The 14,351-nt window shown below is 65.9% G+C and carries 10 protein-coding genes; 7 read left to right on the top strand and 3 right to left on the bottom strand.

Annotated features, from left to right (window positions below; translation table 11 throughout):
• Positions 1-26: 26 nt before the first annotated feature.
• A complete protein-coding gene (locus tag JHW40_RS20570) occupies positions 27-1,805 on the top strand; it encodes a BCCT family transporter (protein WP_090616448.1) in 1,779 nt (592 codons plus the stop codon).
• Positions 1,806-2,237: 432 nt separating this feature from the next.
• Here JHW40_RS20570 and JHW40_RS20565 read toward each other — a convergent pair whose 3' ends face one another.
• Both JHW40_RS20565 and JHW40_RS20560 read right to left on the bottom strand, forming a co-directional pair.
• Positions 2,238-2,900, bottom strand: a complete 663-nt coding sequence (locus JHW40_RS20565; protein ID WP_090616452.1) for a 4'-phosphopantetheinyl transferase family protein — start codon at positions 2,898-2,900, stop codon at positions 2,238-2,240.
• A gap of 145 nt (positions 2,901-3,045) precedes the next feature.
• Positions 3,046-5,187, bottom strand: coding sequence for a malate synthase G (locus JHW40_RS20560; RefSeq protein ID WP_090616456.1), 2,142 nt, complete (start codon positions 5,185-5,187; stop codon positions 3,046-3,048).
• A 111-nt stretch (positions 5,188-5,298) separates the two neighbouring features.
• Between JHW40_RS20560 and JHW40_RS20555 the strand changes: the two genes are divergently transcribed.
• The 5 genes from JHW40_RS20555 (at position 5,299) to glcF (ending at position 11,900) form a co-directional block, all read left to right on the top strand.
• Complete coding sequence (locus JHW40_RS20555) at positions 5,299-6,081, top strand: IclR family transcriptional regulator (RefSeq protein ID WP_090616519.1); 783 nt, start codon at positions 5,299-5,301, stop codon at positions 6,079-6,081.
• A gap of 180 nt (positions 6,082-6,261) precedes the next feature.
• Entirely contained in the window at positions 6,262-7,959 is a 1,698-nt protein-coding gene (locus tag JHW40_RS20550; protein WP_090616460.1) for an L-lactate permease, read from the top strand.
• Between the two features lie 61 nt (positions 7,960-8,020).
• Entirely contained in the window at positions 8,021-9,460 is a 1,440-nt protein-coding gene (locus JHW40_RS20545; protein ID WP_090616463.1) for an FAD-binding oxidoreductase, read from the top strand.
• On the top strand, positions 9,454-10,584 hold the full coding sequence (gene glcE, locus JHW40_RS20540; RefSeq protein ID WP_090616467.1) for a glycolate oxidase subunit GlcE: 1,131 nt from the start codon (positions 9,454-9,456) through the stop codon (positions 10,582-10,584). Before JHW40_RS20545 ends, glcE begins: the two co-directional genes overlap by 7 nt.
• Positions 10,585-10,586: 2 nt before the next feature.
• Entirely contained in the window at positions 10,587-11,900 is a 1,314-nt protein-coding gene (gene glcF / locus JHW40_RS20535) for a glycolate oxidase subunit GlcF (protein WP_090616471.1), read from the top strand.
• A gap of 10 nt (positions 11,901-11,910) precedes the next feature.
• On the opposite strand, the gene JHW40_RS20530 is transcribed toward glcF, so the two are convergent.
• A complete protein-coding gene (locus tag JHW40_RS20530) occupies positions 11,911-12,726 on the bottom strand; it encodes an IclR family transcriptional regulator (RefSeq protein WP_090616523.1) in 816 nt (271 codons plus the stop codon).
• A 103-nt stretch (positions 12,727-12,829) separates the two neighbouring features.
• On the opposite strand from JHW40_RS20530, the gene JHW40_RS20525 reads away from it, so the two are divergent.
• Positions 12,830-14,335, top strand: coding sequence for a M81 family metallopeptidase (locus JHW40_RS20525; protein WP_090616475.1), 1,506 nt, complete (start codon positions 12,830-12,832; stop codon positions 14,333-14,335).
• Positions 14,336-14,351 lie beyond the last annotated feature (16 nt).

The following is a 14,351-nucleotide window of genomic DNA, read 5'->3' as shown; positions in this document are numbered from 1 at the left end:
CGATCAGCAGACTGAGAAAGGGACGCATGACACAGACACCCCCGCCCGGAAAGCCGTTTCGCAAGGATCACAAGGGCCGACCCGGCGACCCTCGGCACGAACGGAACGCGCTGACCGGTCAGCATGCTCCTGAAACCGATGCCGACGTTGAGGCCCTGCCGGTGCCCGAAGGTCCAACCGAAATCATCTCGACCGATTACGAGATTGGACAGGACAATATCGAGGGGCGCAAGCTGGTCGCCTTCGACATTCATAACCCAGTCTTCATGTTCTCGGCCGTGACGATCGTGCTGTTCACCGCTGCCACGCTGCTGTTTCCGACCCAGCTTGGACCGTTCTTCGGCAGCCTGCGCGATATCGTGACCAGCCGGTTCGACTGGTTCTTCATCATCGCGGGCAATGTCTTCGTGCTGCTCAGCCTTGGGCTGATCCTGTCGCCCCTCGGATCGATCCGGCTGGGCGGCCCGCAGGCCACGCCGGATTTCACCCTGACCGGCTGGTTCGCGATGCTGTTCGCCGCCGGGATGGGCATCGGGCTGATGTTCTATGGCGTCAGCGAACCTCTGGGCCACTTCACCGCCTCGCTTGGCGGGCCGGTGGTCGAGAACGGCGTGCGCACCGACTGGGCGCCGCTGGACGGCGCGGTCGGGGACGAACTGGCCGCCCGCCGTCTGGCGATGGCCGCGACGATCTTCCACTGGGGGCTGCACCCCTGGGCGATCTATGCGGTGGTGGCGCTTGCTCTGGCGCTGTTCGCCTATAACAAGGGGTTGCCGCTGACGCTGCGTTCAGTCTTTTATCCGATCTTTGGCGAAAGGATCTGGGGCTGGCCGGGCCATGTCATCGACGTGATGGCAGTGCTGGCGACATTGTTCGGGCTGGCCACATCGCTGGGGATCGGGGCCGAGCAGGCCACAGCCGGCTTCGGCTTCCTGTTCGGCTGGACCGCAACCGATACCTCGAAGACCGTGCTAATCATCCTTATCACCGCCGTGGCCACTGGCTCTGTAGTCATGGGCGTCGAGAAGGGCGTCAAGCGGCTATCCGAGATCAATATGGTCATGGCGATCATCCTGCTGCTGTTCGTGATCCTAGTTGGGCCGACATGGCAGATCATCACCGGTTTCTTCGGCAATCTGGGCGCCTATGCGACGAATATCCTGCCGCTGTCGAACCCGTTCGGACGCGACGACGACAATTTTCGTCAGGGCTGGACGGCCTTTTACTGGGCCTGGTGGATCAGCTGGTCGCCCTTCGTCGGCATGTTCATCGCCCGCGTCAGCCGTGGCCGCACTGTGCGGCAGTTCCTGATCGCGGTGCTGATCGTGCCTTCGCTGATCTCGGTGCTGTGGATGACGACATTCGGCGGCACGGCGATCTCGCTCACGCTGGCGGGCTTTTCCGGCGTGACCGATGCGGCGCTGGAGTTGCAGTTGTTCCAGATGCTGTCGCAGCTGCCACTGACTGCGATCACCAGCTTCGTGGGCATCGTGCTGGTCATCGTCTTCTTCGTGACCTCGTCGGATTCGGGCTCGCTAGTGATCGACACCATCGCGGCAGGCGGCAAGATCAACGCGCCGGTGCCGCAGCGCATCTTCTGGTGCAGCTTCGAGGGGCTGGTCGCCATCGCGCTGCTGCTGGGCGGTGGGCTGACGGCCTTGCAGGCGATGGCGGTCTCGACCGGGCTGCCCTTTACGGTGGTGCTGCTGGGGGCGTGTTTCGCCATCGTGAAGGGGCTTATGGCCGAAAGGCGCGAGCTGCTGATGCCCGGTCCGGGTGCCGGCGGGCGCGTCAGCAGTTCCTGAAGGAATGGCGGCTTTCGGTGGCTTCGTCCCGCCGAAAGCCGTCACTTCGGACAGATCCGGGCCTGTTTGCCGATAGGCCCGGTGACACCTGCACCCAACCAGGGCGACAAGCGACATCCACGCGCCTCAAGATTCTACAGAAATGCTTTAGCGGAACGCGGCCCGCATTGGCCGCACCTTGCGGCACATCCTGTCCGCACTCGCGCAAAGGGCGGCACCACACCATAACGCCCGCTGGGATCCTTGGAACGCCCTGCCAGACAGCCAACCTCCAGATCGAAATGGTGTGGCGTTCCCGTTTCCCTATAACTCGATCTGCCAGTTCAGGCGGCCGTGAGAACCCGTTTGCGCAGCCGGAAGATGGCTCGCATCAGGTGCGGATGGGCGGCGGTTTCCTGCGGTCGGAACATCCTGAACATCGGCGGATGCCGCTCAGCGCCAGAGGATCGTGATCACATGCCCGGCGGCAACCCTCTGGGCCGCATCGAAGGTGGTGCCGGTGGGCCAGTCCGCGCCCCAATCCTCGGTCAGGCTCAGCGTCACGCGATCGGGTCCGCCGCCTGACCAATCGACATGCGCCGCAGAAAACTCCCGAAACTGGCGCGTCAGGGGATAGAGCGCCTTGTAAAGCGCCTCCTTGGCGGAAAAGGCCCGCGTGACCTCAAGTTCGGGGGGCTGACCAAGGGGTCGTTCGGGCATGACGTCGGGCGCGATCTGCAAGGCGACCTCGGCGGTCACGATCCTCTCGACATCCAGCCCCAGCAGCCGCACGCCACCGATGGGCGCAACCAGCGCCGCCGCGATCTCGTCGCTGTGGCTGATACTGCCCAGCCAGCCCGCGGGCCAGTCCGGCAGCCCGTCCTCTGCGATGCCCGGTATCGGATCGCCGCGATGGCCCGCCTTGCGCAGCGCATCCCGCGCCGCCTTCCGGCCCGACGCAAAGGTGGCCTGCCTGCGCGGGGCACAGCGGCGGATGGCTTCGGGCAGATCGAACCCGGGATCGCCGCCAACCCGCGTGAAGGCCAGCGCAGCGCCGGGCGGCAGCGGCGCATCCCGTGCGGCAAACGCCATCAGATCGGTCTGTGTCTGGTGCATGCCGCAGCCTTTCAGCGTTCCTCAATCCGGTGCCGGGATAGCCGACGCCATCCCCGCACGCCATCGCAAACCGGACATCCGGCGACAAGCCGTCCGCGTGGATAATGTGATCACAACCCCGGCCACAGGGGCTGTGATCACGCCATCAGCCGGCCTTTGCCACCCGCCGCCAATGATGCAGCAGCGGTTCGGTATAGCCCGAAGGCTGTTCGGCCCCTTTCAGGATCAGGTCGCGCGCGGCGTTGAAGGCCGGACCGTCGAAATCCGGGGCCATCGGGCGATAGGCCGGATCGCCCGCATTCTGCCGATCGACCGCCTTGGCCATGCGGCGCAGGCTGTCCTCAATCTGATCGGTTGTGATCACACCGTGCAGCAGCCAGTTGGCCAGAAACTGCGCCGAGATCCGCAGCGTCGCGCGATCCTCCATCAGCGGCACATCGTCGATATCGGGCACTTTCGAGCAACCGACGCCCTGATCGACCCAGCGCACGACATAGCCAAGGATCGACTGGCAGTTCAGGTCGATTTCCCGTGCCACCTGCGCCTCGGACAGGTTGCGCGGGCCCAGCAGCGGTGGCGTCATCAGCGCGTCGAGGCTGGCCCTTTTGCGTCCGGCCAGTTCCGCCTGCCGCGCGGCGACATCGACCTGATGGTAATGGATCGCATGCAGCACCGCCGCCGTGGGCGAGGGCACCCATGCGGTATTGGCGCCCGCCTGCGGATGCGCGGCCTTGACCGCCAGCATCTCGGCCATGTCGTCGGGCTTGGCCCACATGCCCTTGCCGATCTGGCCACGACCGTTCAGCCCGGTGGCCAGACCCGCATCGACATTGCCATCCTCATAGGCGGCCAGCCACGCGGCGTCCTTCATCTCGGCCTTGGGCAGGACCGGACCGGCGCGCATCATCGTGTGGATCTCGTCCCCCGTACGGTCGAGAAAGCCGGTATTGATGAACACGATCCGGTCCTTCAGCGCGCGGATCGATTCGCGCAGATTGGCCGAGGTCCGGCGTTCCTCGTCCATCAGGCCCAGCTTGACCGTGCCCCGCGACAGCCCCAGCATATCCTCGACGGCGCTATAGGTGCGCGCGGCAAAGGCGGCCTCTTCCGGGCCGTGGATCTTGGGCTTGACCACATAGACCGAGCCCGCGCGCGAATTGCGCGGCCCGTCGGTCTTTTGCAGATCGTGCATGGCAGCGGCAACGGTCACGACGGCATCCAGAATCCCCTCGGGGACTTCCTGCCCATCCAGCAGAACCGCATCGGTGGTCATCAGATGGCCGACATTGCGCACCAGCAGCACGGCCCGGCCCGGCAGGGTCAGGGCAGAGCCATCGGGCGCGGTGAATTCACGGTCGGGATTCAGGCGACGGGTCAGCGATTTTCCACCCTTGTCAAAGGTTTCCGCCAGATCGCCCTTCATCAGACCCAGCCAGTTGGCATAGGCCAGAACCTTGTCCTCGGCATCCACGGCGGCCACCGAATCCTCGCAATCCTGAATCGCCGTCAGCGCCGATTCCAACACCACATCGCGCAGGCCCGACGCGCTGGCCGCCCCCACCGGATGCGAGGGATCGAAAACCAGCTCGATATGCAGCCCGTTATGGCGGAACAGCAGCGAGCGCCCGTTGTCCGCGTAACCGGCGAAGGCCGCGGGATCGGCCAGCCCGGTATCGGTCCCGTCAACCGTGGCCACCGCGCGACCATCCTCGATCCGCCAGCCGGTCACATCGGCATGGCTGCCCGCGGCCAGCGGCAGCGTCCGGTCAAGGAACTGCGCGGCCCAAGCGACCGCCTCGGCCCCGCGTTCGGGGTCATAGCCCTTGCCCCGAGGTGCCCCCGGCAGCGCGTCGGTGCCGTAAAGCGCATCATAGAGCGAACCCCAGCGCGCATTCGCCGCATTCAGCGCGAACCGCGCATTCATCACCGGCACGACCAGTTGCGGCCCGGCCACGCTGGCCAGTTCGGCATCGGCAGGGCCGGTTTCCACCTGAAATTCCGGGCCTTCGGGCTGAAGATAGCCGATCTCGCGCAGGAACCCGATCCATGCGGCATTGTCCCAGTCCTGCCCGCGCCGGGCCTGTAGCCAGTCGTCGATCCGGGCCTGAAGCTGGTCGCGCGTGTCCAGAAGCCGGCGGCTGTCCGGCACCAGATCCTTCAGCAGCGCCGCGCAGCCCGACCAGAAGGCATCCGCCGTGACGGGCAATCCCGGCAGCAATTGCCCCTCGATGAAGTCAGCCAGAACCGGGGCAACCTGCAGCCCGGTGCGTTCACGATATTCCGCCATGATTTCCACTCCTGACACCCGATTCGACATCCGGCAGGCCATAGGCCGGGCTTATCAAACTGACCATATGGTCGTAGATAGTTTTCCACGATGTGGAACGAAAGCACGCAAATGGAAAAAACCGGGACGGTTCAGGCGGTGGAACGGGCGCTGACGCTGCTGGAGTTGCTGGCGGGCTTTCCCCAGGGCGCGCGGCTGACCTTGCTGGCAAAACGCGCCGGGCTGGCGCCTTCGACCGCGCATCGGTTGCTGACCACGCTGGAGCGGCGGGGTTTCGCGCAATTCGACCCGGCGGGGTCGCGCTGGCGGGTCGGGCGGCGCGCCTTTACGGTGGGCGTCGCCTTTACCCGCTGGCAAAGCTTCATCACCGCCGCGACGCCCTTTCTGCGCAGACTGCGCGATCTCAGCCACGAGACCGCCAATCTGGGCGTTCTGGAGGATGGCGAGGTCATCACCGTCGCGCAGGTCGAAAGCCGCGAGATCATCCGCGCCATCGCCTCGCCCGGGGGGCGCGCACCGGTGATGAATTCGGGCATGGGCAAGGCCATCGTCGCGACATGGCCGGACGAGGCGATCGAGGCCTTCATCCACCGCCACGGCCTGCATCCCGTCACCCGCCACAGCCTGACCACCCTGACCGAAGTGATGGCCGAGATCGCGCTGATCCGCAGGCGCGGCTATGCCTTTGACGACGAGGAATTCATCTATGGGATGCGCTGCGCCGCAGCGGCTGTCTGGGACCATTCGGGCCAGCCGGTCGGCGCGATATCCGTCTCGGCCCTTGCCAGCCGCCTGCCGGTGGCGGGGATGGCGGAAATGGGAAAGGCCGTGCGCGGCGTGGCCGGCGAGTTGTCCCTGACCATGGGCGGCAAACCCCCACCCATTCCGGCATGATCCGCAGCCGCATCCGATCGCCTCTGCCGCAAAGCAGCGATTGACTCGCGCGGTAAAATTATCTTACCAAATCTGAAGCACGGACCAGAGGGTTCGTGCAACAATGAACAAGCCAGCCGGAACCACCAGGCGTCACGGAACGCCGCAAGGATTCCGGCGCTCAGGGGAGGAGACGGCGCGTTGTCAAATGGAATTCTCGCATTATTGGCATTCCTGCCGATCATTACCGCAGGGGTATTGCTGATCGGTTTCCGGGTACCCGCGAAATATGTGATGCCGCTGACCTATGTGATCGCGGTCGTGGTTGCGCTGGCGGCGTGGGGGGTCAGCTTCAACCGGGTCTTCGCATCCACAATTCAGGGGCTGATGCAAAGCGTTGGGCTGCTGTGGATCATCTTCGGCGCGCTGTTGCTGCTGAATACGCTGAAACATTCCGGTGCGATCTCGACCATCCGTTCGGGCTTTACCTCGATCAGCCCCGACCGGCGCGTGCAGGTCATTCTGATCGCGTGGCTGTTCGGATCGTTCATCGAGGGCGCTTCGGGCTTTGGCACGCCCGCGGCGGTCGCGGCGCCGCTGATGGTCGCCGTCGGCTTTCCGGCGATGGCGGCGGTGGTCTTCGGGATGATGATCCAGTCCACGCCGGTATCCTTCGGCGCGGTCGGCACGCCGCTGATCGTCGGGGTGCAATCGGGTCTGGATCAGGCCACCATCACCAGCGAACTGGTCGCGTCCGGCTCGACATGGGAGGCGTTCTTCCACGTCATCACGTCCGAGGTGGCGATCATCCACGCCACCTGCGGCACCTTGCTGCCGCTGCTGCTGGTGATGGTGATGACGCGGTTCTTCGGCCGCAACCGTTCCTGGACCGAGGGGCTGTCGATCCTGCCCTTCGCGCTGGCGGCGGCATTCGCCATGACCATCCCCTATGTGCTGGCGGCGGTATTTCTGGGGGCGGAATTCCCCTCGATCCTTGGCGGGCTGATCGGTCTGGGCCTGATGACAATGGCGGCCAAGAAGCACATTCTGGTACCGCGCGACACCTGGGATTTCCCGCCGGTCGCGGAATGGTCCAAGGAATGGTTCGGCACCATCGATATCAAGCTGGAAAATCTGGCCAAGCGGCAGATCCCGCTGGCGCTGGCATGGGCACCCTATGTCATGCTGGCCGTGATTCTGGTTCTCAGCCGGACCATCGTACCCTTCCGCGACGCGCTGAAATCGGTCGATATCGTCGTCCCCGACATCATGGGCGAGCAGGGCATCAGCGGCGATTTCTCGTTGCTGTTCTCTCCGGGCGGATTGCTGGTCATCATCTGCCTGATCACCGTCGGGCTGCACAAGATGTCGCTGGCAGGATTCCGCAACGCGGTCGGTGAAAGCAGCGGCACGCTGGTCGGGGCCGGTTTCGTGCTGATCTTCACCGTGCCGATGGTGCGGGTGCTGATCAATTCCGGCGTCAACGCCAATGATCTGCAAAGCATGCCGATCCTTGTGGCGGACTGGGTGTCCACCTCGGTGGGTGCGGTTTATCCGTTCTTTGCGCCGGCGGTCGGTGCGCTTGGCGCCTTCCTTGCCGGATCGAACACCGTCAGCAACCTGATGCTGAGCCAGTTCCAGTTCTCGGTCGCCGAGGGTCTGGGGATTTCCTCGGCGCTGATGGTCGCGGGCCAGTCGGTCGGCGCGGCGGCGGGCAACATGATCGCGATCCACAATGTCGTCGCGGCATCGGCCACCGTCGGGCTGCTGGGACGAGAGGGCGCGACGTTGCGCATCACCCTGCTGCCCACCATCTATTATCTGTTGGTGGCGGGTTCGCTGCTGCTGGTGGGCTTCTATGTCCTTGGCATCGGCGATCCGCTGACCGCAGCACGTTGAGCATGCGGCGGGGCGGTATGACCTGCCGCCCCGCCCGCCACCTGATCCAAGGAGCCAGCCCGTGTCCACGATTGCGATGCCAGCGCCCGATGCGGGGATCATTTCCCGCAAATCCGAGATCATTGCCGCGCTGGCCGCGATTCTGCCGCCTGACGCGGTGATTTCGGACCCCGAGGAAACCCGCGCCTATGAATGCGACGCGCTGACCGCCTATCGCTGCGCGCCTTTGGCGGTTGTGCTGCCGCGCACCACCGAAGAGGTCGCGGCGGCCATGCGGGTCTGCCACCGGATGCGGGTGCCGGTGATCCCGCGCGGGGCGGGCACATCGCTGGCGGGCGGCGCGCTGCCCACCGCCGACAGCGTCGTGATCGGCACCATGCGCCTGCGCGATGTGCTGGAGATCGACACCGACAACCGCCTGATCCGCGTGCAGACCGGCGTCACCAACCTGTCGGTCAGCGCCGAACTGGAAGCGCAGGGATTCTTTTACGCGCCCGATCCCTCGTCGCAGCTGGCCTGCACCATCGCGGGCAATATCGGGATGAATTCGGGCGGCGCACATTGTCTGAAATACGGCGTGACGACGAACAACCTGCTGGGCGCGCGGATGGTGCTGGCGGATGGAGAGATCGTCGATCTGGCGGGTGGCGGGCTGGATATCCTCGGCCTGATCTGCGGTTCCGAGGGGCAGCTGGGCATCGTCACCGAGGCCACCCTGCGCATCCTGCCCAAGCCCGAAGGCGCGCGGCCGATGCTGATCGGCTTCGATTCCCCCGAAGTTGCGGGCGAATGCGTGGCGCGGATCATCCGCTCGGGCCTGCTGCCGGTGGCGATCGAATATATGGACGACGTCTGTCTGCGCGCGGTCGAGGATTTCGCCCGCGCAGGCTATCCCGACTGCGCCGCCGTGCTGATCGTTGAGGTCGAGGGCTCGGAACCCGAAATCGCCGACCAGATCGCCCGCATCCGCGCCATCGCCGATCAGCTGAACCCGGTCGAGTTCCGCGAAAGCCGCAATGCCGATGAATCGCTGGCGATCTGGAAGGGGCGCAAATCCGCCTTTGGCGCGATGGGGCGGCTGGGCGATTACCTGTGCCTCGACGGGACGGTGCCGGTGTCGAAACTGCCCTTCACGCTGAAGCGGATCGGGGAATTGTCGAAGGAACACGGGCTGGAGGTTGCCAATGTCTTTCACGCGGGCGACGGCAATATGCACCCGCTGATCCTGTTCGATGCCAACACGCCGGGCGATCTGGAACGGGCCGAGGCCTTCGGCGCCGATATCCTGCGGGTCTGCGTCGATGTTGGGGGCTGCCTGACCGGCGAACACGGCGTCGGCATCGAAAAACGCGACCTGATGACCAGCCAATACACCCCCGAGGACATGGCCATCCAGATGGAGATCAAGGACGCGCTGGACCCCTGCTGGCTGCTGAACCCGGCCAAGGTCTTTCCGCTGGAGGCCAGCCAGCCCCACCGGCAGAGGGCCGCGACATGCTGACCCAGACCGCAGACAGCCCCGCTGATGAGGTCGAACTGGCCGCGCTGATCCGCGATTGCCACGACAGCGGCCAGCCCCTGCGGATTGCCGGTGGCGGCACCCGGCTGGACCGGGCCGATGGCGCGGCCAGCCTGCTGGCGACGCGCAAGATCAGCGGCATCGTGGCCTATGAACCCGGAGAGCTGACCTTGATCGCCCGCGCGGGCACCCCCCTGGCCGAGATCGAGCAGGCGCTGGCGGCCGAAGGTCAGGCGCTGGCCTTCGAGCCGATGGATCACCGCGTCCTTCTGGGCACCAACGGCACCCCCACCATCGGCGGGATGGTCGCGGCCAATGTCTCGGGGCCGCGCCGGGTGCAGGCGGGGGCCTGCCGCGATCACCTGCTGGGCGTGCGCTTCGTCGATGGCCGGGGCCGCGTGCTGAAGAATGGCGGGCGGGTGATGAAGAACGTCACCGGCATGGATCTGGGCAAGCTGCTGTGCGGATCATATGGCACGCTGGGGGTGCTGACCGAGGTGGCGATGAAAACGCTGCCCGTGGCCGAAGCCCAGCAGACGCTGGGTTTCGCGGATGTCACGGCGGCACAGGCGGTGCGGATCTTCTCGGCCTCGCTGGCCACCCCGTTCGAGGTCTCGGGCGCGGCTTTCCACGCCGGCACCGCATGGCTGCGGATCGAGGGGCTGGCCAGTCAGGTCGCCTATCGCCGCGAACGCCTGACCGCGCAGTTCAGCGAACACCGCATCGACATCACCGATGATCAGGGCAGCCGGGCGCTGTGGCGCGACCTGCGCGATGTCCGGCATTTCGCGGGCAGCAACGAGGCGCTGTGGCGCGTCCTTGTCAAGCCGACCGACGCCCCCGCCATCGTCGCCGCGCTGGAGGCGCTGGGGGGCCGGACCTCGCTGGACTGGGGCGGCGGGCTGATCTGGTATTGCGGCAATGCCGGGGCATCCGCGATCCGCAAGGCCGCAATGGGCGGCGTGGCCACGCTGCTGCGGGGCGGACCATCGCCCGACGGCCCCCGCTTTGCGCCCGAAGCGGCTGGCGTCGCGCGCCTGTCCGCCGCCCTGCGCCGGACGTTCGATCCGGCGGGCATCCTCAATCCCGGCCTGATGGACAGCTGAACATGCAGACGAATTTCACCCCCGAACAGCTGACCGACCCCGCCACCGCCCACAGCAACGAGATCCTGCGATCCTGCGTCCATTGCGGTTTCTGCACCGCCACCTGCCCCACCTATATGGTGTTGGGGGACGAGTTGGACAGCCCGCGCGGTCGCATCTATCTGATCAAGGACATGCTGGAAAACAGCAAGGTGCCGGATGCAAAGACGGTGCAGCATATCGACCGCTGCCTGTCCTGCCTGTCCTGCATGACCACCTGTCCGTCAGGCGTGCATTACATGCATCTGGTCGATCACGCCCGGGAATATATCGAGCGTCACCACAAGCGCCGCTGGGACGACCGCGCCCTGCGCTGGCTGCTGGCGCGCATCCTGCCCTATCCGGGGCGGTTCCGGCTGGCGCTGATCGGGGCGAAACTGGCGCGGCCCTTCCGCAAGCTGATGCCCGATGCGCGGCTGCGCGCGATGCTGGAAATGGCGCCGCCGCAGTTGCCCCGGCGCAGCCCCAATGACCGGCCCCAGACTTTCGCGGCCCAAAGCCCGCGCCGCAGGCGCGTGGCGCTGCTGACCGGCTGCGCGCAACGGGCGCTGAACACCGATATCAATGACGCCACCATCCGCCTGCTGCGTCGCCACGGCTGCGAGGTGGTGATCCCGAAGGGCATCGGCTGCTGCGGCGCGCTGACCCATCACATGGGCAAGGCGGCCGAAAGCCACGCGGCGGCGGCGGCCAATATCCGCGCGTTGGTCGCGGAACTGGATGGCGAAGGGCTGGACGCGGTGGTCATCAACACCTCGGGCTGCGGCACCACGGTCAAGGATTACGGCCATATGTTCGCGGGCGATCCCCTGGCGCAGGACGCGGCACGGGTGGCCGCGCTGGCCCGCGACATCACCGAAGTGATGAGCGATATCGGCCTTGAGGCCGCCACCCATGCCGAACCCTTGCGCGTGGCCTATCACGCGGCCTGTTCGCTGCAACATGGCCAGCAGATCCGTTCCGCGCCCAAGGACCTGCTGAAGGCGGCGGGGTTCGAGGTGCTGGAGCCGCGCGACGCCCATATCTGCTGCGGCTCTGCCGGGACCTACAACCTGATGCAACCTGCGATCTCGGCGGAGCTGAAAACTCGCAAGGTCGCCACGCTGGAGGCCACCCGCCCGCAGGTCATCAGCGCCGGAAATATCGGCTGCATGATGCAGATCGGTTCCGGCACCGGCATCCCCGTCGCCCACACGGTCGAGCTGCTGGACTGGGCCACCGGAGGGCCCCGCCCGCGCAGTCTGGATCTGGCCGAACCGCAGCCCGCCAGCGCCTGAGCGGCGGGGACTACAGCATCGAGGACAGCGTCTGCCCCGCATGTTGCAGCAGCGAGGCGAAGCGGGACGCGAATTCCTCGGCCGAATGTTCGTCCAGCGATCCGGCCAGATGCAGCGCACCGACGGGGCGGCCCGCACGGTTCATCACCGCCACCCCCAGCGCGATCTCATGGCGCAGCAACTGCCGGACCGCGACGGCATAGCCCGCCTGACGCGCCGCCGTCACCATCTGCATCACCTGATCCAGCGTCGCGATGGTGTCGGGCGTGAAGGGGGTCCTGTCCGAGCGGTGGACGATATCGGCGATCTCGTCATCGCCCAGCCGGGCCAGCACCGATACCCCCCCGGCAGTGCAATAGACCGGCACGGTATTGCCGGTCAGCGTCGCGGTGAAGACCTCGTGCTTGGACGGCATCCGCATGGCATAGATCAGCCGCGTATCGTCCCACAGCGACATATCCACCCGCTCCCGCGTGCGGCGGCGCAGTTCCAGCAGGATCGGCGTGGCCTTTTGCAGGGTCGAGTTCAGCCGCAGGCTGGAGCAGGCCATCGTCAGCACCCGCTTGCCGGGGACATAGCCGCGATCCTGATCGTCCCTTTCGATCATCCCCAGCGCCTGAAGGGTATGCACGATCCGCTGCGTGGCGCTGCGGTCAAGGCCGGACATCCCCGACAATTCGTTCAGGGTCAGCGGCTGGCGGGCGGTCTCGAAAGCCGACAGCAGCATGACCGAACGCGCAATGGCCCGCACGAACAGCGGATCCTTGCCTGAATTTTCGGCCTCATCGCGATCGAAAGTCGAAACGCCGATCAGATCGCGGAACATGGGCTGGTTTTCTTCCATCGGGCTGAAATCCGTTGACAGGTGATTTAACAGCATTCTACGATATAAAAGTATCGTCTGACGATACATAATTATCAAAAACAGGATGAATATGCGCGTCGCATTTGCCGGATTCCTGCATGAGAGCAACAGCTTTGCCGCGTGGCCCGCCGATATGGCGGCCTTCCGGCAGGGCGGCGGTTACATCCCCCTTACCCGTGGCCCGGCGCTGCAACAGGCGATTCGCGGCGTCAATCTGGGCATGGCGGGGGCGATGGATTTCGCCGACAGCGCCGGTTGGGATGTGGTGCCGATCCTGTGGACGGGGGCGATTCCCTCTGCCCCGGTGACGCAGGATGCCTATGAGGCGATCAGCGCCGAAATCCTGGACGGGCTGCGGCAGGCCAGTCCGCTGGATGCGATCTTCCTTGACCTGCATGGCGCGATGGTCGCCAGCCATGTCGATGACGGCGAAGGCGAATTGCTGGCCCGCATCCGGCAGATCCATCCCGACCTGCCGATTGCCTGTGCGCTGGACCTGCATGGCAACATCACCCGCCAGATGTTCGACCTGTCCGACATCATGGTGGGTTTCCGCACCTATCCGCATGTGGACATGGCCGAGACCGGCCATCGCGCCGCCCACGCACTGGATGCGATGGTCAAATCCGGCCGGAAATGGGCCAAGGCCATGCGCCAGCTGGATTTCCTGATCCCGATCAGCTGGCAATATACCGGGATGGAACCGAACCGCAGCCTTTATGCGATGACCCGCGACCTGCCGCCCGGCGTGGCGACGGCATCGCTGTTCATGGGCTTTCCGGCCTCGGATTTCGAAGGCTGCGGGCCGACGGTCTTTGCCTATGGTCCCGATCCGGCGGCGGTCGCGGGTCATGCCGATGCCATCACCGCCGCGCTGGCGGCAGCCGAGCCCGATTTCGCCAGCACCGCGCTGGAACCCGAAGCCGCCATCCGTCAGGCGATGCGACTGGCCGCAGCGGCGTCGCGCCCGGTGGTCATCGCCGATACGCAGGACAATCCCGGCGCGGGCGGGTCATCTGACACCACCGGGATGCTGCGCGCGCTGATCGCCTGTGATGCGCAGGACGCGGCTTTGGGCAACTTCCACGACCCCGAGGCCGCCCGGCTGGCGCACGAGGCCGGTCAGGGCGCCGAGATCGAACTCAGCCTTGGCGGCCGCTCGGGCATCGCCGGGGATGCGCCCTTGCGCGTCAGGGCGCAGGTCGCCGCGCTGTCGGATGGCCGGGTGCATGCGACCGGCCCCTATTACGGCGGCACGCATATCGACATGGGGCCATCCGCGGCGCTGCGCATCGGCGGGGTGCAGGTCGTCGTGACCAGCCACGTCGCGCAGATGGCCGACCGCAATTTCTATCGCATGGTCGGCATCGAACCCGAGGCGCAGAAGATCCTCGTCAACAAAAGCTCGGTCCATTTCCGCGCCGATTTCGAACCCATCGCCGAGGTGATCCTGATCGCCACCGCGCCGGGTGCGATGCCGCTTTTCCCATCCTCGCTGCCCTGGACCAGACTGAGGCCGGGCATGCGGATCAGGCCGCTGGGGCCTGTCTTCGACAACGAACCAGCCTGAACAAAAAACCGACCAA

Origin of the sequence: Paracoccus alcaliphilus (assembly GCF_028553725.1) — a bacterium.
In the GTDB taxonomy this organism is placed as follows: Bacteria; Pseudomonadota; Alphaproteobacteria; order Rhodobacterales; family Rhodobacteraceae; genus Paracoccus; species Paracoccus alcaliphilus.
Note: the sequence above shows the minus strand (reverse complement) of the source record. Positions and strands in the feature narration are given on the sequence as shown.

Bases quoted from the DNA above. Each gene is read 5' to 3' on its own strand.
- JHW40_RS20570 (WP_090616448.1), top strand. From the start codon at position 27: ATGACACAGACACCCCCGCCCGGAAAGCCGTTTCGCAAGGATCACAAG.
- JHW40_RS20565 (WP_090616452.1), bottom strand. From the start codon at position 2,900: ATGCACCAGACACAGACCGATCTGATGGCGTTTGCCGCACGGGATGCG.
- JHW40_RS20560 (WP_090616456.1), bottom strand. From the start codon at position 5,187: ATGGCGGAATATCGTGAACGCACCGGGCTGCAGGTTGCCCCGGTTCTG.
- JHW40_RS20555 (WP_090616519.1), top strand. From the start codon at position 5,299: ATGGAAAAAACCGGGACGGTTCAGGCGGTGGAACGGGCGCTGACGCTG.
- glcE (WP_090616467.1), top strand. From the start codon at position 9,454: ATGCTGACCCAGACCGCAGACAGCCCCGCTGATGAGGTCGAACTGGCC.
- glcF (WP_090616471.1), top strand. From the start codon at position 10,587: ATGCAGACGAATTTCACCCCCGAACAGCTGACCGACCCCGCCACCGCC.
- JHW40_RS20530 (WP_090616523.1), bottom strand. From the start codon at position 12,726: ATGTTCCGCGATCTGATCGGCGTTTCGACTTTCGATCGCGATGAGGCC.
- JHW40_RS20525 (WP_090616475.1), top strand. From the start codon at position 12,830: ATGAATATGCGCGTCGCATTTGCCGGATTCCTGCATGAGAGCAACAGC.